This window comes from Stieleria magnilauensis, from assembly GCA_007753675.1.
GTDB lineage: Bacteria > Planctomycetota > Planctomycetia > Pirellulales > Pirellulaceae > Stieleria > Stieleria magnilauensis.
In genome coordinates this window covers 6,317,320-6,338,587 of record CP036432.1, presented here as the reverse complement: position 1 = coordinate 6,338,587, position 21,268 = coordinate 6,317,320, and the positions used below count along the sequence as shown (strand labels likewise).

At 55.5% G+C, this 21,268-nt stretch carries 17 protein-coding genes and 1 pseudogene; 11 read left to right on the top strand and 7 right to left on the bottom strand.

Going from position 1 to position 21,268, the window contains the following annotated elements:
* Positions 1-346: 346 nt before the first annotated feature.
* From TBK1r_RS22610 to TBK1r_RS22560, 11 genes are all read left to right on the top strand, one after another.
* A complete protein-coding gene (locus tag TBK1r_RS22610) occupies positions 347-1,495 on the top strand; it encodes a TolC family protein (protein ID WP_473772446.1) in 1,149 nt (382 codons plus the stop codon).
* The gene (locus TBK1r_RS22605; RefSeq protein WP_145215803.1) at positions 1,492-2,703 is read left to right on the top strand and encodes an efflux RND transporter periplasmic adaptor subunit; all 1,212 of its coding nucleotides are present in this window, start codon (positions 1,492-1,494) and stop codon (positions 2,701-2,703) included. The genes TBK1r_RS22610 and TBK1r_RS22605 overlap by 4 nt, the downstream gene beginning before the upstream one ends.
* A complete protein-coding gene (locus tag TBK1r_RS22600) occupies positions 2,700-5,735 on the top strand; it encodes an efflux RND transporter permease subunit (RefSeq protein ID WP_145215800.1) in 3,036 nt (1,011 codons plus the stop codon). The genes TBK1r_RS22605 and TBK1r_RS22600 overlap by 4 nt, the downstream gene beginning before the upstream one ends.
* A 264-nt stretch (positions 5,736-5,999) precedes the next feature.
* On the top strand, positions 6,000-7,094 hold the full coding sequence (locus tag TBK1r_RS22595) for a hypothetical protein (RefSeq protein WP_145215797.1): 1,095 nt from the start codon (positions 6,000-6,002) through the stop codon (positions 7,092-7,094).
* Positions 7,091-7,723 (top strand): RNA polymerase sigma factor, encoded by a 633-nt coding sequence (locus tag TBK1r_RS22590; protein ID WP_145215794.1) that lies wholly within the window; start codon positions 7,091-7,093, stop codon positions 7,721-7,723. The genes TBK1r_RS22595 and TBK1r_RS22590 overlap by 4 nt, the downstream gene beginning before the upstream one ends.
* A gap of 61 nt (positions 7,724-7,784) precedes the next feature.
* Positions 7,785-10,115, top strand: coding sequence for a protein kinase domain-containing protein (locus TBK1r_RS22585; RefSeq protein ID WP_419580280.1), 2,331 nt, complete (start codon positions 7,785-7,787; stop codon positions 10,113-10,115).
* A 69-nt stretch (positions 10,116-10,184) separates the two neighbouring features.
* Positions 10,185-10,433 (top strand): BON domain-containing protein, encoded by a 249-nt coding sequence (locus tag TBK1r_RS22580; RefSeq protein WP_145215788.1) that lies wholly within the window; start codon positions 10,185-10,187, stop codon positions 10,431-10,433.
* A gap of 370 nt (positions 10,434-10,803) precedes the next feature.
* Positions 10,804-11,430: a hypothetical protein gene (locus tag TBK1r_RS22575; protein WP_145215784.1), complete on the top strand. Its 627-nt coding sequence runs from the start codon at positions 10,804-10,806 to the stop codon at positions 11,428-11,430.
* 75 nt (positions 11,431-11,505) lie between these two features.
* Positions 11,506-13,062: a dockerin type I domain-containing protein gene (locus TBK1r_RS22570; RefSeq protein WP_145215781.1), complete on the top strand. Its 1,557-nt coding sequence runs from the start codon at positions 11,506-11,508 to the stop codon at positions 13,060-13,062.
* 197 nt (positions 13,063-13,259) lie between these two features.
* A complete protein-coding gene (locus tag TBK1r_RS22565; RefSeq protein ID WP_145215777.1) occupies positions 13,260-14,828 on the top strand; it encodes a pre-peptidase C-terminal domain-containing protein in 1,569 nt (522 codons plus the stop codon).
* Positions 14,829-14,889: 61 nt separating this feature from the next.
* Positions 14,890-15,561 (top strand): NAD(P)-dependent oxidoreductase, encoded by a 672-nt coding sequence (locus TBK1r_RS22560; protein WP_419580279.1) that lies wholly within the window; start codon positions 14,890-14,892, stop codon positions 15,559-15,561.
* Positions 15,562-15,734: 173 nt separating this feature from the next.
* On the opposite strand, the gene TBK1r_RS22555 is transcribed toward TBK1r_RS22560, so the two are convergent.
* From TBK1r_RS22555 to TBK1r_RS22530, 7 genes and pseudogenes are all read right to left on the bottom strand, one after another.
* On the bottom strand, positions 15,735-16,442 hold the full coding sequence (locus TBK1r_RS22555; RefSeq protein ID WP_145215772.1) for a VIT1/CCC1 transporter family protein: 708 nt from the start codon (positions 16,440-16,442) through the stop codon (positions 15,735-15,737).
* 204 nt (positions 16,443-16,646) lie between these two features.
* Entirely contained in the window at positions 16,647-17,045 is a 399-nt protein-coding gene (locus TBK1r_RS22550) for a hypothetical protein (protein ID WP_145215769.1), read from the bottom strand.
* Between the two features lie 495 nt (positions 17,046-17,540).
* Entirely contained in the window at positions 17,541-18,209 is a 669-nt protein-coding gene (locus TBK1r_RS22545) for a class I SAM-dependent methyltransferase (protein ID WP_145215765.1), read from the bottom strand.
* Between the two features lie 7 nt (positions 18,210-18,216).
* Positions 18,217-18,573 carry a DUF308 domain-containing protein gene (locus TBK1r_RS38945; protein WP_419580278.1) on the bottom strand — a complete coding sequence of 119 codons (357 nt, stop codon included), beginning with the start codon at positions 18,571-18,573 and terminating at the stop codon, positions 18,217-18,219.
* Positions 18,554-18,658: pseudogene (locus tag TBK1r_RS38940) on the bottom strand (DUF308 domain-containing protein); the annotation flags it as partial. The pseudogene TBK1r_RS38940 and the gene TBK1r_RS38945, both read right to left, overlap by 20 nt.
* A gap of 79 nt (positions 18,659-18,737) precedes the next feature.
* Positions 18,738-19,622 (bottom strand): mechanosensitive ion channel family protein, encoded by an 885-nt coding sequence (locus tag TBK1r_RS22535; protein WP_145215759.1) that lies wholly within the window; start codon positions 19,620-19,622, stop codon positions 18,738-18,740.
* A 227-nt stretch (positions 19,623-19,849) separates the two neighbouring features.
* Positions 19,850-21,214 carry an RNA polymerase sigma factor RpoD/SigA gene (locus TBK1r_RS22530; RefSeq protein ID WP_145215756.1) on the bottom strand — a complete coding sequence of 455 codons (1,365 nt, stop codon included), beginning with the start codon at positions 21,212-21,214 and terminating at the stop codon, positions 19,850-19,852.
* Positions 21,215-21,268 lie beyond the last annotated feature (54 nt).

The following is a 21,268-nucleotide window of genomic DNA, read 5'->3' as shown; positions in this document are numbered from 1 at the left end:
AAGGTACTGCCCAGTTGTAATTTCACCGTCGGCAGTCGAACATCAGTTGAGCTCTGTTCCCGAGCGGGTCGAGTCGATTCAACCGTGCGCACATCACGCCTCAGTGTTTGCCGAAGTCGGCGGTTTTTCGCTGGCTGATGGGGTGACCCCGGATGAGGCGGCATTTATTGCTGTTATGTCCAATCCAAGCCTGAGAACACTGCGTGATGACCGAGGCATTGCGAGGTCCCAGATCATCGAAGCCGGTATCCTCCCAAATCCGCAGTTCGCATACTCGTCTGATTCACCCTCATTTGGCAATACCGCCGGAGCAAGGACGGCAGACTCGGAGTCGTTGAGCTGGGACGTGTCCAAACTGAATCCTCGTGCCTCGCGGATTCGTTCGGCATCGCTGTCAGCAGACGCTGTCAATCTGGATATTGCTCGACAGGAATGGTTGATCGCTCAACAGGCTCGGCAAGCCGTGTACGACTTGGTGGCCCTGCGACAGCAGATCGACAAGTTGCAACAGGCAGAAAATGTCCTCGACCAGAATTTGAAACTCGTCGAAAAGGCGGAGCAGGAGGGTAATCTGACCCTCGTTGAGCTATCGGCAGCGACAAGCGCCAGCGCACTGCTGCGAACAACGGTCTTGGCGACTGTTCAGCTTGAGCGAGACCAGCAACTGCAATTGAAACGCGTGCTGGGGCTGCCGGCGGATGTTCCGCTGGACCTGCATCCGGGAATCACGTTACCGATCGATGGTGAACCGCCCGAAGACTACGAGTTGTTCTCCCTACTTGACTACCGATTTGACTTGCAGGCCCAACGCCGAGCCTTTGATGCGCAAGACCAGGCGTATCGCGCGGCCGTCGAGGCACAAGTGCCCGCCACGGTGGTCTCGGTGGCGCGAGCCCGTGACACTGGAAATGTCGGCACATGGGGAGCGGGCGTGGCAGTCGACATCCCGTTGTTTGATCGCAATCAGGGCAATGTCGCACTGCAGCGGGCGACACGCGATAAGATTTACGACCAGTACGTTCAATCGGTCTTTGAAGCCCGATCGGATGTGTCGATTGCGGTGACACGATTGCGGGTACTTGAGCAGCAGATCGACGCAACCCAACTCTCCGTCCAAAGCCAGAATCAGCTTGTGGAGTCCTACGAAAAACTCGTCGAGGAGGGTTCCGGCAATGTTCTGCTATACTACCAAGCGTTCAATGATCTCGCACAGAGCCGAGTCCAGCTCATCCAACTGCAACGCGATTTCATCGATGCATGGATTACCTTGGAAAACGCGGTTGGCGATCACATTCCCATGACACGTACCGAACCAGCCGAGGCGATTACACCTTTGGAAGAGGCTCTGCAACTTGAAATGCCGAGCGTGCCATCATCCGCGGACGATCAAACGCCAGAAACGAACAAAGCCCCAATGGATAATTCCGACGCGTCGAATGGCGTCAGTGCCTCACTGTTGTCGTTAGAGCGATCCAGCTTAGAAGTCCCGCGATGAAAACACTCTTCAAGACGATCATTCCTAATCTGCTGCTTATCGCGGTTCTTGTCGGGGGTGCCTACTTTGTCGGCCAACACCAAGGGCAGAAGAATGCGCTTGCGTCGGCACAACCACCTGGGGACTCAGCCAATTCCGCGAGTGCTGCCACGCCGACGGCGGCCGTCCGAACGGTTATCATTCGTCAGGGATCGATCGTTCAGCAGTTGGATGCCTTTGGCGTAGTGACACCGCAACTTGGCGAAACAAAGTTCGTCGCGGCACCGCTTGAGGTGAGAGTCAATCAGATTCTGGTTCGCTCCGGGCAACGGGTTTCAGCGGATCAAAAACTATTCAGCCTTGAACTCAGCCCAGCTCAAAAGATCGCATTGTCGGAGGCCAAGATCAACGCGGATACGGCGTCGGCAGAGTTGACGCAGGTGCAGCAGCGAAAGAGCGAACGGTTGGCGACTAATCAGGAACTTTCGCAGGCGCAGCAGACCGCTTCGATTGCACAGGCAAAATTCCAGCAAATGGAGCAGCAATCCAAAGAAGCGTTGTCGAAGAACTCGGCCGGTTTCGAGGGCGTCGTCAACAAGATCGACGCACAACCGGGCCAGATTGTTCCGGCTGGTTCCGCCATTGTCGAAGTCGTCACGCAAAAGGGAATCGAGGTTCAATTGGGCGTCGAAGCAGAAGACGTGCGACTGCTGAAAGAAGGCCAAGCGATTGATATTTCCGCCGTCTTGGATAACACCGTCACCGATGTCAAAGCGACCATCCGATTGGTTTCGGAAAGTATCGACCCGCAAACTCGACTGGCCAGCGTCTATGCGACGTTGCCCGACGACGCACCACTGCTGTTGGGACAATACGTCCGAGCCAGCGCCGAGGTCGATGTCAAGCAAGGATTGATTGTTCCACGTCAGGCGGTTTTGCCGAATGGTGTTACGTCTACGGTATTCACGATCGTCAATGGCAAGGCCGTCGCACACGAGGTTCAGGTCGGGATCGATAACGGTAAAGAAATCCAGATCGAATCAAAGGACCTCAAGGAGGGTATGCCGGTCATCACGGTGGGCAGTTCACAGGTCAGTGATGGCATGCAGGTGTCAATTGCACCTGAGTCGCCGCCCACTACCCCGACCGACCAATCCAGTGTGAAGGATGCAAACACACCATCCGGTCCGCCCAAACAGCAAGGCAATCAGCCGGGAGCAGCCCATTGAACGTCGTCGCATGGGCTCAGCATCACTACCGGTCATTACTTTTCCTGCTGCTGGCCTTTGTCGTCGGTGGTGTGGTCAGCGGATTGGGATTGCCGGTGGCGCTGCTTCCGCATGTCAATTTCCCCCGCATCCAAACCAGCCTCGATGCCGGTGATCGTCCCGCCGAACGGATGGTAACTGAGGTGACGTATCCGGTCGAGGAGGCGCTGCGTTCGATCCCCGGCGTTCGTGGTGTTCGATCGACGACGAGTCGAGGCAGTGCCGAGGTCTCCGTCAATTTCGATTGGGGCGAGGACATGACCTCGGCCAAGTTGCAGGTCGAATCGCAGATCAATCGACTGTTGCCCAGCTTGCCTCCGGGAACGGTTTTCGATGTGCGCCGCATGGACCCGACTGTCTTTCCGGTCATCGCCTACAGTTTGACCAGCAACTCGTTGACTCAGTCCGAACTGTACGATCTGGCACAGTATCAGCTTCGCCCCAAACTGTCGGCAATCACTGGCGTGGCTCAGATTGTCGTTCAGGGCGGACAGGTACAGGAATATCAAGTCATCGTCGATCCGGACAAACTTCGTACGTTTGGAATCACTATCAACGATGTCGCGACTGCACTCTCGGCAAGCAACGTGTTGCAAGCTGTTGGTCGACTGGAGGATCACGACAAGCTGTACCTGTTGGTAAGCGACACTCGCTTTCAAACTGCGGATCAAATTAGCGAATCGTTGCTGCGTTCCAGTCCGACGGGCGTCGTAACGCTGGGGGACGTTGCAACCGTCGTCGATGCTGCCGAACCGCAATACACTCGCGTTACCGCCGATGGGACCGACGCTGTCTTGGTGCTGGTTTTCCAACAACCTGGTGGCAACACTGTTCAAGTCGCGGGAGATGTCCGGAAATTACTAGGGATGAAGGGCGTTGTGCCGACCGGTGTGAAACTGGCCAACTGGTACGACCAAAGCGAACTGATCGTGCATTCCGCGACAAGCGTTCGCGACGCCGTTTTGATTGGAGTCGGATTGGCTGCTGTGGTGCTGTTGATCTTTCTCCGTAATTGGACCATCACGCTCATCGCCATCATCGTCGTACCCAGTGTGCTGGCTGTCACGGTAATGCTGTTGTCGCTGTTGGGAATGAGTTTTAACATCATGACGTTGGGCGGCATGGCGGCTGCGGTGGGACTGATCATCGACGATGCCATCGTCATGATCGAACACCTCGCGCGGCGTTTGCATGTGCGTGACGACGGTGAAAGTGATATCAAGAATCGGATCAGTCGGGCGGCGACGGAGTTCACTCGACCATTGTTGGGGTCGTCTCTGTCGACCATCATCATTTTCCTGCCGCTCGCATTTCTGTCGGGAGTGACTGGCGCGTTCTTCAAGGCGTTGTCTGTCACGATGGCCTCCAGTTTGGTCGTCTCCTTCCTGATCGCATACCTGATCCTGCCCGTTCTTGCTGGTCGCGCGTTTCGAGGGGTCAACGAAGAAGAAACACCCGGCACTTTCGCTCAGTTCACTGACAACGCCTATCGCGGACTGATGCGACTCGTACTGGCCGCTCCGTGGATCGTTGTCCTGTTGGCGATCCCGATTCTCGTGGGCGGATACTTTGCACAACGGAACGTGGGTTCCGGATTCATGCCCACGATGGACGAAGGCGGTTTCATTCTGGACTACGTCGCACCGCCGGGGACCAGTCTGGCGGAAACAGACCGACGTCTGCGGCAAGTCGAAAAAATTCTGCTTGAGACACCGGAAGTCGATACTTATTCGCGGAGAACCGGTCTGCAGCTTGGGGGCGGCTTGAGCGAGGCCAGCAATGGCGATTTCTTCGTTCGGTTAAAACCACAGCCCCGACGCCCCATCGAAGAGGTCACGACCGAGGTGCGTGACAAAATTGACCAATCTGTACCGGGATTGACGGTCGAAACTGCGCAATTGATGGAAGACCTGATTGGCGATCTGACGGCCGTTCCTCAACCGATCGAAGTTCAACTGTATGCCGATGACGAACAGCTGTTGCAGCAGACAGCGGTCAAAGTGGCTGCGGAGATCGAGAAGATCAGTGGCGTCGTCGAAGTGAAGGATGGGATTGTGTTGGCCGGTGACGCGTTGCAGGTCGAGGTCGATCGCGCCAAAGCACAGTTGGAAGGGATGGACCCGGACATGATCACTCGTCAGATCAGCGATAGCATGACGGGCGTGATTACCACACAAATCCAACGCAATCCAAAATTGATTGGTGTTCGCGTGTGGTTGCCTCCGTCGGCGAGGAAGACAACGGCCGACCTGCAAAACCTGACACTCCGAGCACCGGACGGACATCTATTCCCGATGCACCGAGTCGCCACAATCCAAACGGTGATCGGTCAGCCGGAAATCACTCGTGACAACTTGAAACGCATGATCGCTGTCACGGGGCGAATCAGCGGACGTGATATGGGCTCCACGGTAAATGATGTGAAAGCGAAACTCGACTCGTCGGGGGTATTGCCAAGTGGTGTCAGTTATCAACTCGGCGGATTGTACCAGCAACAACAAATTGCATTTCGTGGGCTGCTGATTGTCATCATTTCTTCGGTTTCGCTCGTATTCTTATTGCTTTTGTTCCTCTATGAAAGCCTACGGATGGCGGCAGTGATGTTGAGTACAACGCTGCTGGCGGTCACAGCGGTTTTTGGTGGCCTGTGGTTGACCGGGACCGAACTGAACATCAGCGCCATCATGGGCATGACCATGGTCGTGGGGATTGTCACCGAAGTCAGTATTTTCTTCATGTCCGAATACCGTGAACTGTCCACAGAGCTACCGCGACGCGAACGTTTGATCACGGCAGGTGCAAATCGCTTCCGCGCAATTTTAATGACGACATTGGCTGCCATCCTCGCACTGCTCCCACTGGCGATGGCAATTGGAGAAGGTTCCGCAATGCAACAGCCACTGGCGATCGCCATCGTTTCAGGCTTAGTTGTCCAACTCCCGCTCGTCTTGGTCCTGATGCCGTCGATGCTGGCAACGTTGAAACTCGATTGAATGCAATTTCGTCGATAAACTTGGTTGCAACAGTTTGACGCGAAGTTGATGGCGATTCTGGGCCAAATATTCTCGGGCGGGGAATAATGCCCCAACCCGGTTTGCGAAACCAACGGAAACCGGGAGAAGTCGATTACGGCCCGATAGGTGCATTGCAGTGTTGGACTGCTAGTTAATGCGCGTTCTCATCGGATTCTCATCGTCCATCGGTAGAATGATGAATGGCTGGCAATAGTGCTGAGCCTATGAATGGACGGAATTGCAATGAAACTCATGACCCGTAACGGGATTCGCCGGATCGCCTTCGAGCGACTCGAACGTCGCGACCTGCTGACCGCCGACGCGTTTGCGGATATCGAGTTCGATTTTGATTCGGAGGTGCACGAATCGTCAGTAGATGGCTATGTTGCACTGAATGAGGACGGCGATCGGGAATATCGCGACGACGACCGGGCCGATCACGACCATAGCTCCGGCGATCATGAAACTGACGACGACGATTTTGATGACGACCACAATCCCGTCGTTTCGTTTTCGCCGCTGGTACAACCGCAGACAACCACGGTCCAACCAACGACGAGTCTGAATCCGGCGGATTCGTTCTTCGACAATGGGTTCGACCGAGGAAACGAAACAACATCGGCTGAGGGCGAGTCGGCGTCGCCCGATTCGGAAGACTCGGCATCATCGACCGAACAAAATCTTGCTCCGACGGTGCTGGACGAAGGAGAAGACACTGCAGGAAACGGGAACGCCCCAATTCCCGCTGACGCGGCTGCGACGGTTGTGGCAGACAAGCCGCCAGCGGACTCCCGCGATTCCCATGACCAAGCAGTTCCAGATGCAAATTCCGATCCCGGAGATCCCGGAGATTCTGAAAGCACCAGCGGCGATCACGAGTCGCAGGCTTTTCCGGAGGTGAACGAATTGGGTGCCGCGACGGAGTCCTCTCCGTCAAAGTCGGTCGAATCGATTGATCCGATCGCTGCATCGGTGCAGAACGCGGTCGCCGACGAAAGCCAAGTCGCGGAGACTACGCCGAAGGGTTTCGCTACTGACCTGGTGGCTCGTGTCTTTCGCGGGGGATCACTCGCGATGGCGAGTTTGCCAACCGATTTTGAAGCAATCGACCGAGTGATGAACCAATTGCTCGATGAAATCGTCGCGGATGGAGGAGGAGACGGAGTTGAAGTTTTTAAAGCGAACCTGGCAACGGTGGCCATGTCAGCGACGATTGGCGTGATCGCAGTCGAATTGGTGCGACGACGTGGGAAGCTGATGCGGCGAGACGGTGCGGATGATGATGCACTCGTTTGGATGTTTCCTGAAATTTCTGGACTGCCCGGAGCAGGGTCATGAGCATGTCACCAACGAAAACGAGTGATTCTCCCGCAGACGACGATGACGCTGTATTGGACGACGACACCTTGATGATGGAGTTACTCGGCCGTCTTAATGGCGGTGACGCAATTGCCACCGAAGAAGTCTTTGTGCGTTTTGAGCCATACTTGCGAATGATCGTGCGGCGTCAAATTTCGGGCCGATTGAATGCGAAGTTTGATTCGTCGGATATTGTTCAGTCCATTTGGGCCGACCTGTTGATTGGGTTCCGCAATGGACGTTGGCGTTTTGATGATGGGAAGCACTTGCGAGCGTTCCTGGCCAAGGCGACTCAAAATCGCTTCTTGGACCGTGTCCGTCGCCAACAGGGAGCGTTGCATCACGAACGGACTTTGACTCGTGTGGACGAAGAGCAATTGACGCCTGCAGATCCTTCGCGACCGAGCACGCAAGCCCATTTGAATGAGCTTTGGAGCAACTTGCTGCACGCGTGTTCGCCGCAGCATCGACAGATTCTTGAAATGAAACGGCATGGAAAATCATTGGCCGAGATTGCTGCTGCAACAGGCTTCCACGAAAGCAGTGTTCGTCGAATTTTGTACGACCTCGCGAGAGACTACGCGTCAAGTCGCGAATCACAGCAGTAGACGCTCCGACCGGACGCGACGCGGCGGATCAATTTCAAACAACGCTTTTCGGAGTAACCGATTGTCTTCCTCCAGCATCGCGAAAGAGCCGAAATACGTTTCGCGGCAGTCGCGTGCGATTGATCCGCTGGCGGCAACGCTGGTCCAAGAGCTGAACGCTGCGTGGCAAGACGATCATCTCTTTCGCGCTGAGACTCTGCTTCGTCAACACGCTCTGGACGGCGACAACGCTCGCATCGTGATTCCGTTGGTTTATGAAGAGGTCTGTTTGCGAGAGCAAGCCGGCCAGGCGGTGGATCAAGCCGAGTTGAAGCACCGGTTTCCCGGCTTGGTCACCGAATTGGAGTTGTTGTTCGATTGTCATCGATTGCTGGCCTTCCCCGAGGATTCGGTCAAGTATCCTGAAGTCGGCCAGCGGATCGGCGAGTTCGATTTGGTCGCCGAGTTGGGCCGAGGTGCAGTGGGACGGGTGTTCTTGGCAACACAGCCAGTGCTATCGGACCGGCCCGTCGTGCTGAAAATCACCGCTGACGAAGGCGTTGAGCACTTGTCGTTGGCAAGGTTGCAGCACACTGGGATTGTGCCGGTCTACGGCGTGCAAGAGTTTCCGCAGCAGCGACTGCGTGTGTTGTGTATGCCGTACCTTGGCGGCGTAACACTTCGTCATTTGCTCGCGCAAATACGCTCAATTCCGATCGCGCGACGCACCGGAGAAGATATCGTTGAAGTGCTGCGCCAGTACGAGCAGGACGAACCGATCGACTTGGACGCGGCTCGATTTCAAGGACCAGCGTTGCAGTTTTTGTCGCGGGCGACGTATCAACAAGCCGTTTGTTGGATTGGCGCTTGTTTGGCTGACGCGTTGCATTACGCGCATCAGCGTGGTCTGTGGCACTTGGACGTCAAGCCATCGAATGTTTTGTTGACCAGTGATGGGCAACCAATGTTGCTCGATTTTCACTTGGCGAAAAAGTCGAGTGAGTCGATTTCCGGACCTTTGGATTCGATCGGCGGCACCGATGGCTACATGTCGCCGGAACAGCAGGTGTGTCTGGATAACATTTGCGCCGGGCGAGTATCGACGGACGACATGGCAATCCGAACCGTCGACCAGCGATCCGACCTGTTTTCGCTTGGAGTGCTGTTGTACGAGCTATTGGGTGGAGTCGTCGCTTCTGATGCAACGGACGCGACTACAACTGCGTCCATTCGCTCAAATGACGAAGCTTGGACATCCGGGCGAATTGCCGTTGACCGTCGCTTGCGTCGGATCGTCGAGCGTTGTTTGCAATCCGAACCCGAAAGACGTTACGCCGATGCCCAGACTCTAGCCAATGAATTGCGTGAATGTCTTGCCAAGACCGGTAAATCCGCCGGCCTTCCGCGGTCAAAGAAACGCCAACTGCACGTTGGACGCTGGGCACTTGGATTGGCGGGAGTGTTCGTCTTGGGCGCGATCACGGTCTGGATGACGGCACGAGCATCCGTCAACCGCGCCACAGACTCTCTCAATCACGCACGTCAACTGACACGGCACAATGCGTTTTCAGATGCAGTTGCGACGTTGCAACTTGGCCTCCAAGAGATCGATTGGGTGCCGTTTCAGGACAAACTAAAGCGTTCGCTGGACGTCGATTTGCGTTCGGTCAACTTCAGCATCTCTGCGGACCGGTTACACCAAGTAATCGAACAACTTCGCCTCCTCGACGGGCCACGCCCTTTGCCGGGACATCAACTCCGTCAGATTGACACGCTGTGCGCGGAACTGTGGGGTCAGCGTGAGCGTTTTGTCAGCGGAATGGCGGTCCGATCGAACAATCAGACGTCCAAACAAGTTCGCTCGGACCTGAACGAACTAGCGATTCTGTGGACGAACCAGCGCGAACGATTGGCTCCACCAGGCGATGAGGAATCGACACTCCGCGAAGCGTTGACAACGCTACAGGAGGCTGAGCGAATGACGGGATTGAGCGCGGGGCTGTGCGGCGAACTCCATTACGTCGCCGTCAAACTTGGAATGACGAACGTAGCGGAGCAATATGCAAAGAAGCTAGATGCGTTGCAGCCTACGTCAGCTCGGGAGCATTATTCACTCGGACGCGTGCTGCTGAAGTCGAATCAGTTGAAGGTAGCGGAAGAGCAATTTCGGATTGCCGTTGAAATTTCGCCAGGAGACTTTTGGGCGAACTTTTACCGAGGCGTGGCGGCGTATCGACAAGAACATTTCCGAGAGGCCATCGAATCATTCGGCATTTGCATTGCGTTGTCACCACGCCGAGCCGAGGTCTATTTTGATCGAGCGATGGCGAGGTCCGCACTCGGACAGGAGGCACTTGCTGAGGTGGATTTCAATGATGCAAAAAAACTTGACCCGACTTTGTTGCGCCCGTAAACATCGTTCCGAAGACCTTGGAGAAATTTTGCGCGCGCTTTTTAACACAATCTACGTTTCAATCTTTACATGTCCGTTCTGTCGCCACATCCTCTCTGCTTGATTGATATGTCAATTGATTCGAGTCTACTTGCCACGCGAATCCAGTCTTCATTGAGACGAAATGGTTTTCCAAACATCATCGCGACGGTCTCGAATGGAAACCACGTTCAGTTGTCGGGTGAAGTAAGTGACCCCGATGAACGCTCGCTGGCCACTGCGATCGCCAGGACAACTGCCGGAGTCGGGACCCTCAGCGTCGTAATCACCACCCGCTGAGCAAAGCTCCAGCTTACCTCACGATATCATTTTCATGAGGCCGTCGGACTCGATAGCCGCCGGGGAAGATTTTCCCTCCCGGCGATGCGATTGCATCGCCAAATCGCATTCCTTCTCCGGTCCCGAGAGGCCGATCAGGCGAACCGACTCTCTCGGTTTTCGCAGTGAGCGAAGCACCGGTTTCTCGGCGGATCGAGTCGCATTTCTGTAATTCGCGCGCGCTTCGTACCGCCCCCTGCGTTTTCTCTTGTATGGACGCTGCGTCAAACAGAAATTCGACGCTAGCGTGCCTGGGGGTTTAGGGAACCACCTCCGCTAGACAAGCAAGACGCAACACGGATCACTTTTCAACCTCAAGCAGGCTACGAACATGTCCCGCTACCTCTTCCTCGCGATCGCCGCGACCGTCTGGCTTCCTCAGCTCGCCAGTGCAGGCGACTACGATTCGTCCAGTGTGAAAACGCAGTGGAATGACAAGGACGGCCAACCTCTGCCAGGCCAAATGGAGATGGTCGATTTTGGTTCGATGCCTTTGACGCTCACCCAACGAAGAGGAACGTTGTTTGTCAACAGTATTCCCGAAAGCAAGGTTAGCAAAGCCAATCTGGAGATCGTCGAAGCGGTTACCGGTGCGAACCGAGACACGATTGTCGATCAGCTCTTGAAGCAGCGTGGTCGGCCTGCACGGATGCAGGTCGACATTGCCGTGCTTCGTCAAATTGGCAACGGCCAGCTCATTCGCATGCCTGTCGCAATGCTTGATCCCGCCGGCCAACTCGCTGCGAGGCGATTGGGGCAGCAAATCCTTGAACAGAAGCGCCTGCAAGCACAACTGGTGATGGCTCAGCGTCGACGTCTGGCTACCGCGATGGGGACGATTCCGACCGGTACAAACTCCAGTGCCGCTGATTTTGAACAGGAAGGCGAGTTCGAGGGGCAATTTGGTGACCAGGACGGTCCCGATGGCCCCGAGCTTTCCGGTGGCAAAGAAGACTAGCCCTGAACACATTCAAGCGATCTGTAAACCAACCTCCAACGACTCTTCCCCCCCTTTCAATCGAAGACAATTACTATGTCAAAGAAACCAACTCGCCGTCGTCGCAAACGCAGCCTGCAATTTGAAGCCATGGAAGGACGTCGCCTGTTGGCGGGCGATGTCTGTTTTCAGAACGTCGACATGCCTGCGGATGTTAACAATGACAACCGTGTGTCGGCGATCGACGCATTGGCAATCATCAATCACTTGAGTCGCTCAGGTAGCGGCAATGCCGCCGGCGAGAGTGTGGCCAATCTTACCGAAGGTTCGGTTGCCCCTGTTGCACCGTCCAGCTACATGGATGTCAATGGTGACAACCTTGTTTCGGCGAGTGATGCGTTGGGTGTCATCAATGCATTGAGTCGATCAGCAACGGCGACGCCCGACGCCAAAGACGCGTCACCAGTTGATGTTACTCCAACTGCTGACCCCGTTGATCCGAATGCGCCAATCGATCCTGCAACACCCACCGATCCCGCCGACCCCGTAACGCCTGGTTCCGAAGTTGAACAGGAAGGCGAACACGAAGGTCAACACGGTGACCAGAACGAAACCGATGACGCTTCGGAAGCGGGCGAGACGGAATCGAATGAAACAGAATTCGTCGCGACCTTAGCTGGCGCGGGCACTGAGAGCGCGATCATCAAGTTTGAATCAGAAGCAAAGACCAGTGGAACAACGAGTGAACTTGATGTCTCGGTCCGAGGTATGGCACCGAGCACATCGGTCGACGTGATCGTCGCTGGCGTCACGGTCGGGCAACTCACTACCGATGCCAGTGGCAACGGTTCGCTAGAACTTTCCAGCAATGCGGATGACGTGAACGACATTCCATTGCCGGCGAACTTCCCTGTTGTCACTGCGGGCACGACCGTCCAAGTTGGTACGCTCTCGGGCACATTCGCGCTCGAGGGACCGGAGACGCCGGTTGATCCTGTGACGCCAACCGCCCCAGTCGATCCAACAACGCCCGTGGACCCTGCGACACCGGTCGACCCAGGCACTCCAGCAGTCATCAAGGATGCGCCACCGCTGAATATCAATCCCGTGACTCCGACTGATCCGGTTGAGCCAATCGTTGTGAATCCCGTCGACCCGGTCACACCAACCGATCCAGTTGACCCCGCTGTCACGCCGACAGACACCGCCGATCCAACGACTCCGGTCAGCGATCCTGTCGACAATGACGACGCCGACGTGGATTCTGAAGTCGAATCCGACGATGATCATGACGACCTCGACGAATCGGAAGCAGGTGAAACCGAGACCGAGATCGTTGCCAACCTGACTGGCGTGGGAAATGACACGGCGAAGGTCGAATTCGAGACTGAAACCGAACGAGGCGTGACGCAAAACGAACTGGAAGTGTCTGTGCGCAACTTTGCAGCAAACGTCACCGTGGACGTCACCATTGGTGGTGTCGTCATCGGCCAGATCACGACCGATGCCAACGGCCGTGGTGAGCTGGAATTCACGAGCGCCGCGGACGAACCTGGCGACCTGCCGCTTCCAGCGAACCTGCCGTTGATCGAAGCAGGCGTCACCGTGCAAGTCGGCACGCTGACCGGCGCCTTCGTTGCACGCACCGCATAACGCGGCATTCAAATGTTACACTCCCGCTTTCGGGAGTGTTGAGCAAAGCCGTGCTGGACTGATTGAATTCACTCGCTCTTCTGGAGAGCCAGTCTTTCAGGGCCGGAGAGTGCGTGCATAACGCTCACCGGCCGCTCCTCCGATCCCTTTCTGAGATGGCTAAAGAGTGAAGAAAGCTAGAGTCTCGGGAAACACCGATGAACAACACAAACATACGAAGGAAACGCAAAACAAAACGTATCGCGTTTGAGTCGCTTGAATCGCGCCAGTTGATGAGCGCCGATCTGGGGATAGCCGTTGATGCAGTTTTCGCCGACACCGCTTCCATCGAGTCCTCTACCAATCTGCTGGCCGACGACCGCTACGAGAACAACGATCGTTGGAACCAGGCTCGATCTATCGGAACACTCAGTCAATCAATCGCGATCACCGATCTTGTGATGGCCGACCAAGCCGACTGGTACCAGTTTCGCATCAACCGCCCCGCCACGTCCGATGCCAACGTGAGCCTTCAATTTCAACACAGTCAAGGTGATTTAGACTTCGCGGTCTACGATGAAGCACTCAGGTTGATTGGCTACTCCAATTCGACCTCCGACTCTGAACAAGTTTCTTTGGCCGACGCGGGTGCAGGAAACTACTACGTTTACGTCTACGGATATTCTGGTGCGAAGAATCCGAACTATACACTTACCGTTTCGCCCGGACAGGGCGTGACGGACGATCGTTTCGAGCCCAACAATTCCTACGTACAAGCCGCCAACCTCGGCAGCATCCGTGCGGCGCATACTGAATCCAATCTCGTCATGGCGGACGCCGTTGACTGGTATCGCTTTAGCCTCAGTCGAGCCGGAACGACGAACAGTTACGTCGGCATTGACTTTCAAAATGCTCGAGGCGACCTCGACATCGTGGTCTACGACGCCAGTGGACGGCGTGTCGGAATCTCCAACGGAGTCGGCAACAGCGAGCAAGTCTCGTTGGCCGGAAGCTCCGCCGGAACCTACACCATCGGCGTCTACGGGTATCGCGGTGCAACGAACCCGAGTTACACGTTGACCATAAACCCCGGTGACGTCGTTCCTACACCGTCACCTTCGGTGCCAGTCGCGTCCGCGTTTCAGATCGACATGAATCTGCGAAACCTGACGTCCAGTCAGCAAGCGATCTTCCGTAACGCCGCCGCTCGATGGCAGCAGGTCATCGTCGGCGACTTGCCCAACACCATTTACCAGGGCCGATCGGTGGATGACGTTTTGATCGATGTCGCGGCAACTTCGATTGACGGTCCGGGCGGAACGCTGGGTGGTGCGTCGGCCGATCGACTGCGTCCTGGTAGCCTTCTGCCGTATCATGGAACGATTCAGTTCGACACAGCCGATCTCGCTGTGCTGGAATCCAATGGAACGCTCGCCGACGTGGCCCTACACGAAATCGGTCATGTGTTGGGAGTCGGCACGATCTGGCAACAACGGGGTTTGGTTACCAATCTTGATACCAACAATCCAATCTTTGTCGGCGTTCAAGCTACCGCCCAGTACAACGCGATCACCGGACTCGCAGCCGCCGGAGTGCCGGTCGCCAACACAGGCGGCCCAGGCACGAGAGGCGGGCATTGGCGTGAATCTGTGTTCACGACAGAACTGATGACCGGATACATCGGGCCTGGTGCAGCGTTGCCGCTCAGTTCCATCACCGTTGCCTCGCTCGCCGATCTTGGATACCAAGTCAACATGAGCGCGGCCGACGCCTATCGAAACGGATAACAACCAATCTCCTCAATGATCGATGAAAGGCAGTCCTATGCAATGGGTACACACAATCGCCGTGCTCGGCTCGGGCGCGACGGCACGTAAAGTCGTTGATGTCGCGATCGAATGTCGTTACGCGGTGAAGGTACTCACGTCCGAAGGAGTCAAATGGCCTAAGTCGCCGCAGGTGACCGAATTGAAGGGCAGTCTCCTCGAAGCAAAAAGTATTGACAGCTTAGTCGCCGGTTGTACGGCTGTTATCAACTGCTTCGGCAGTGCACTGCGGACCGAAAAGCCGCCCGCACCGATGGCCTGCACGACCGTGACCCGTTTGGTCATTGCCGCAATGCGACGACACCATATTCCACGGTACATCGTTGTTTCGCAGCCATCGGTCGCTCTGCCGAACGAACAAAAGTTCCACTTCAACGGTCTGCTGACGAGTTGCCTCTATCGCCTCCGATATCGGAGTCAGCGAAAAGACCGGCTAGCCGAAGCATCAATGATCCATGACAGCCACTTACAGTGGACGCTCGTTCGATGTCCCGCCATCAAGCAACTTGCCAACTCAGGAACGGTCAAGGTCAATCGTCACGCACCGAACGGGCTAAGTGTCAGCATCGATCGACTAGCAAGGTTCCTGATCCACCAAATCGACTCGAACACCTATTTGCAATCCGGAATCTTCGTCTCGAGCCTTTCAACGCCAAGCTATCTGCGTCAACGTTCGCACGCAACCAAGATATGATTCCGTAACTTACCAACAGCTTGATAACCAGGCACTCGCTGTGAAGCAAACGGCCGAATCCAACACCGAAATGATTCCAATGACTCGCCGCGAGTTCGACGAAGTCATCGATCTCTGCATCGTCATGCACTGAAAAACAGCCCAAGATCAATCGATTCGATTTCACGATTGTTCTAAAGACCAGCGACTCCGAACAAACGCCCAACAAGCGCGGTCGCTGCCATCGCGAGAATTCCCCAAAACGTGACGCGAATGGCGCCGACGTGCATTCTTGATCCTCCTATCCACGACGCGGTCGCGCCCAGTGCGGCCAACAGCAGGACAGTCACTCCAAACACCACCCATACAAGACCACCCGAGGGACTCACGAGCACAACGATAATGGGTACGATCGCACCAACCGCAAAGCTCGCTGCCGACGCTAGGGCAGCCTGAATCGGGCGAGCCGTGATGGTTTCCGAGATTCCGATCTCGTCGCGAGCATGGGTGCCCAACGCATCATGCTCGCTCAGTTGCACGGCAACCTGCCGCGCGAGATTTGCATCGAGCCCTCGTTGGACATAGATTTGCGTTAACTCGTCGAGTTCACGCTCGGGATTCTTTTCCAGTTCTCCTCGTTCCTTATCCAAGTCAGCTGATTCGGTATCAGCTTGCGAGCTGACCGAAACATACTCGCCCGCCGCCATCGACATCGCACCTGCGACCATTCCCGCCACGCCAGCCAGCACAATACTCGATCGCGACGCGTCCGCGGCGGCAACGCCAACAATCAGGCTAGCTGTCGAAACGATCCCATCGTTCGCTCCGAGCACGGCTGCTCGCAACCACCCCACACGATCAGAGCGATGATGTTCGGTGTGTTCATACTTCGATTCGATCATTTGGATTCACTGTACGCTGGCCAATAGGCTGCCCACAAAGTTTGCGGCGAATATTATAGCTGACTGCCGGTACAAGTATACGGGAGGTTCAAGAAAGCACGGGACTTTCACTCTCCAGCAATCAATGCGAGCGACAAAACGAAAATCACCAACCGGCGACAAACCGATTGGCGAACGTCTTCAAAAGTTTGGAACACGTGATTGTTAGTGGCGACCGCCGACGCCGAGCACGTGGAATCGACCGATGTCCAAGTGAATTCCGCCACGCGCTCCATGGTTGCGTGGTGTGTAGTTGCTCGGTGCGTAACCGCTTCGGTATCCGGGAGCGACTCCATACGAACCGCCGCCGTAACCGTAATTGGGCGCGTGCGATTGGATTGGTCCACGGGAGTATCCGCTACTGTAGCCACCACGATACGCGCTGCCATAGCCACCTTGACCGTAAGCCGAGCACCCGCTTCCGCCGAATTGCTGTCCCGCTTGTCCGTATCCGCCATAGCCGGCGCCATAGCGACCGTTGAAATGATCTGCGGAAGCATCGGACGCAAACGCGAAGCAGCCAATTGCTACCGCAGTGACCATCAAAGAGTGAATCCGTTTCATAATTCGTTCCATTTGGGAGGAGAGGTTTCAGCGGAAGATGTCCGCTGACATTCCTCATCAGTTGCACAGCCCGTGCCAAAGCCCAAATCACGCGAAAAGGATCGCAATCATCAGCACGACCGTTCAATATGAGTGCGCTACTGTCGTCGTTGTGATGCGTCGGGCGAGTTTCACGCATTCGCATGCGTAGCAGCCATCACGGACGCGATCGCTCGACTGCGTCATTAACAACTCCGCTCCGCCGTGCGCTCTTCAGCGGGTTGCCCCAATTCTTTGTGTGCAGACAATTACGGCATTCGCCAATGCGGTAGCGGCGAATGGTATTCATTGAGTTTGGTTGGCGGTGCGACGTGGCACCGGCGAAAAGCACTACGTAGAGAACACATCACTGTTGTTGGAACTCCCACAGACGATAAGGCAAGGCAAGCATCCTGGTGGGCAGTCATGAATTTGCAGACAGGCATGATCCGAAATCCTAAGCGGTTCGACTTCTATTCAAATCTGCGTCCGATTCGCCACTAAGATTGCGACCGGCATCGTGAACAGGTCGAATCGCTCGTTCTTGGTTAGCGTGAATCCTGATTCGGTGACCAATCGTTCGGCGTCGATGGGTTGGCAGTCGACGATGTGAGGAAAATGGGTATGCATCCATTTGTACGTTTTCTCCAAAGGGCTTTCGCCTTCTCCGTCGCGCACCGTTGCCATGCTGACGACTCCTAGTCGGCCAGTTGGTTTCAGGACTCGGCGGATTTCCGTAAGGACGGCGGGGATGTCGGCAATCGGAAATAGTTCCAGCGTGAAGCTGAGCGTGACGACATCGAAGATTTTGTCTCCCATGGGTAGTGGTGGTGCCTCGCTGACGAGTAGCTCAACGCGATCGGCGCAGCTGGATTCGTTCACTCGTTTCTGTGAGACTTGCTGCATTCCTGAGGAAATGTCGATGCCAGTGACGTGACCGGTATCGCCGACCGATTCGGCCAGAGCCACAATCGAATGTCCAGTGCCGTAACCGATTTCCAGCACCGATTCGCCCGATCCGACGGCGAGCAATTCCAACCCACGTTCTCGGGCCTTGTGTTCGCCCCCGTCGGCGATCGTGTCGTAAACGTGGCTGATTCGATCATAGAATCGGCGGGTGAGGCTTTCGTTGTTCTTCGGTTGCATTTGTTTCTCACTCGGTAATGGCTGTGTCTTCAATGACTCGCCCGACCATGAACAGCACGACGCCGGCCATGATGAGTCGGAACCCGACGAGCAAAGCGATGATAAATGCTGCATCATCTGGCACAATGGCGACAATGATGATTCCAAACACAATCCCGATGATGCCGTCGATCAACAGGATCAAGGCTCGTGAGTGTGTTTGAAAATAGAGTAAACATCGCATGACGCCCTCGATGATGAACAAGATGCCCAACACCAAGGCGATCGTCGTGATGCCTTGTAGCGGAAACGCCAGCGATCGTGAACATGGCTGCGCGAACACAGTGCCAACCAACGCCCGGTCGGCTTCGCGAATCGAAGGCATAGACGCCTTCGGCAATGCCCGCGATCAACAAGGTGATGCCAATCAGGATTTCAATCGCCAATGCGGTCGCCGTCGGTAACAACATCGCGGCGATGCCGGCCAAAACTAGCAACCCACCCGCCAGCTTGACAGCGGAACTCACTGGAATCGTTGATCCAGTCGTTTCATCGCTCATCACGCGTCTCCATCAATGATTGTTGTGGATCGGTTCGGTGCAGAACCACGTTGGTGTACGGAAACGGAATCTCGATCGACAAATCGCGAAATCGTTTAACGGCCTGCTCGAAAACGTCGTTTTGAACTTGCGATGTGTCGCTCGCATCGGCGCACCAACATTCTAGCGTCAACGTGATGCTGGATGGACCGAGCGTTGTCACAGGGCAACCGATCACTTCTTGTACCAGCGCATGCGACTCCGCGATACTCTGCAACTCGGCGCGGGCCAGTTCAACGTCGGCTTCATAACTGACGTCGATTGGCATGCTGACGACCAATCGTGGGTCACCGGATGTCAGGTTCAGCGTGACTTGGTTAGCGATCAGAGCGTTGGGAACAACGACACGACGATTGTCGCCGGTCACCAGAATCGTGTAGCCCAGCGTTAAGGAGTCGACGATTCCAGTTTCAACTCCGGTCGGTGCAGTGACTTGCACGCGATCGCCGACTTGAAAAGGTCGATAAATCAGAATCGCGATACCAGCAACGAGGTTACCGAGCGTGTTCTGCGCGGCGAGTCCGATCACGACCGAAGCGACACTTACGCCAGCTAGCAAGGCTGTTCCAAGACTGCGCAGCGATGGAACAAGATGAGCATAGATCACCAAGAAGACGATAAAGATCGCAATCCGCATCAACTGCAACAGAAACGGGGTTGCGGTCTTATCAAAGACGCCGAACTTATCCCGCTGGACGGCTCGCTGCACCGTAAACCGCAGCCCACGATTGACCGCCCACGCCGCCAGCATAAAGACAACGAAATAGACAACCGCGCCCAACGGCGATCCGGGGTTATGAAGTTGCAGTTGGTCGAGCTTTTCGAGGTAGGTCATTGGTTCATCGCCGATAAGTAGACGCGGCTTCGTTCAGGCGAGCAGCATTGTAAGCAATTGCATTGCACCAGCGGGACCGAGAATCGCCTGACAGTTCTTTGCAGCTCAAACGACTGAGTCAGGCCTTGAGCGAGCCACGGAACGCGCGTCCGGCATAGCAGGACTGCGCGACAGAGCTGCCACTGCGAAGTTTCATGTGGACTTGGGGACCTTGAGTTGCAAATGGGCTATACAAGACTTTGCAGTACGTCGGCGTGTTCGCTGCTGGCGATTTTGTGCATCGCTCGTTGCAGGACTTGACGCACTCGCTCTCGGCAGACACCAAATTCATCGCCCACTTCCGCAAGCGTCTTGGGTATTCCGCCGCCGATTCCGAAGCGTAGCATCAGGACTTCTCGCTCTCTCGGCTGCAGTTCGTCCATAATGTTGGCAATCCTTCGTTTTAGCTCTGAATACTCGACTGCGTGAATTGGATGTCCGTTCTTGCTGGTGATCTGACTGAGACGAGCGCTGCGTTCTTCATCGCTACCTTCGAGTGAGTCCAAACTGACGGTCGCTCGGGATGAATGCTGGAGAATTCTTAGTCGCTTCTCACAAAGACCTAGCGACTCAGCAAGCTCACGGTTCGTTGGTTCGCGTCGGAGTGATTGGCGGAGTTGTCCGGCATCTCGCATGAATGATGTCGTCTCACTCATCGCGTGGGGCGGCAGTTTTACGGTTCGGCTTTGCGTCGCGGTCGCGCGGGTGATCGCCTGGCGTATCCACCACGTTGCATAGGTTGAAAACTTGAATCCACGTTCTTGTTCAAATTTCTCGGCGGCTCGCATCAAACCGGCGTTTCCCTCTTGGATCAGGTCCAAGAACGCGACGCCACGTCCGCGATACTTCTTGGCGACGGAGACGACCAAGCGAAGGTTGCCTTCGGTCAATTCCTTTTTAGCATCGACGTAATGTTCGTAATCGCGACAGATTCGCGCTACTCGTTGGCAAAACTTGGCTGGCGGGTGATGCGTGTAGGAAATGAACTCGCGAAGAGCCGTTTCCTTGCGCCGTCTTGCAAGATTCTTGGCTCGATGATCGATCGTGAAAACAGCTGGAAGTTGCTGCTCGATATAGCCAAACTTGACATTCAGCTCACGGACCAGACGAATCATGCGTTCACGCCTACGCAATACTTGATGAGAAAGCAGCTTTGCCGTTCTTGGTCGCGTGGACGAACAAAGGACGGACGCGAATGCCTGAGCCTGTGCTTCAAACAGTCCGGTGATCGTTTGCAGATTGACACGCAGGGCTGCTAAGGCTCGTTTCTTCGCGTTGTTGTTTCGGTATTCAAACTCAATGACGCGATCGGCACGCAAGCGACCGTCTGCAACACCTTGTAATGCGTCCAAAACCTCGCGAAGAACAAAATCAATTCGCAACATGTTCTCGAACACCGCCACACGACGACGATCAATCTCGCGAGCGAAGTCGAGTTCCTGTGCTCGAGTCAGCAGCGGCGTCCTGCCCATTTCTTGGAGATAGAGGCTGACGGAATCGTATTGGTCATCGTTGTGGTCGCACCACGTTTCGACGAAGTTTTCGATGACCACGGGTTGCCGCCTATCAAAGGGAGTTCAATCAATACTGAACTTGCTTGATGCAAC

What these genes read in the sequence shown, in the direction of transcription:
- TBK1r_RS22605 (WP_145215803.1), top strand. Translation starts at nt 1,492, where the DNA reads ATGAAAACACTCTTCAAGACGATCATTCCTAATCTGCTGCTTATCGCG.
- TBK1r_RS22595 (WP_145215797.1), top strand. Translation starts at nt 6,000, where the DNA reads ATGAAACTCATGACCCGTAACGGGATTCGCCGGATCGCCTTCGAGCGA.
- TBK1r_RS22590 (WP_145215794.1), top strand. Translation starts at nt 7,091, where the DNA reads ATGAGCATGTCACCAACGAAAACGAGTGATTCTCCCGCAGACGACGAT.
- TBK1r_RS22580 (WP_145215788.1), top strand. Translation starts at nt 10,185, where the DNA reads ATGTCCGTTCTGTCGCCACATCCTCTCTGCTTGATTGATATGTCAATT.
- TBK1r_RS22575 (WP_145215784.1), top strand. Translation starts at nt 10,804, where the DNA reads ATGTCCCGCTACCTCTTCCTCGCGATCGCCGCGACCGTCTGGCTTCCT.
- TBK1r_RS22570 (WP_145215781.1), top strand. Translation starts at nt 11,506, where the DNA reads ATGTCAAAGAAACCAACTCGCCGTCGTCGCAAACGCAGCCTGCAATTT.
- TBK1r_RS22565 (WP_145215777.1), top strand. Translation starts at nt 13,260, where the DNA reads ATGAACAACACAAACATACGAAGGAAACGCAAAACAAAACGTATCGCG.
- TBK1r_RS22555 (WP_145215772.1), bottom strand. Translation starts at nt 16,442, where the DNA reads ATGATCGAATCGAAGTATGAACACACCGAACATCATCGCTCTGATCGT.
- TBK1r_RS22550 (WP_145215769.1), bottom strand. Translation starts at nt 17,045, where the DNA reads ATGAAACGGATTCACTCTTTGATGGTCACTGCGGTAGCAATTGGCTGC.
- TBK1r_RS22545 (WP_145215765.1), bottom strand. Translation starts at nt 18,209, where the DNA reads ATGCAACCGAAGAACAACGAAAGCCTCACCCGCCGATTCTATGATCGA.
- TBK1r_RS38945 (WP_419580278.1), bottom strand. Translation starts at nt 18,573, where the DNA reads ATGCCTTCGATTCGCGAAGCCGACCGGGCGTTGGTTGGCACTGTGTTC.
- TBK1r_RS22535 (WP_145215759.1), bottom strand. Translation starts at nt 19,622, where the DNA reads ATGACCTACCTCGAAAAGCTCGACCAACTGCAACTTCATAACCCCGGA.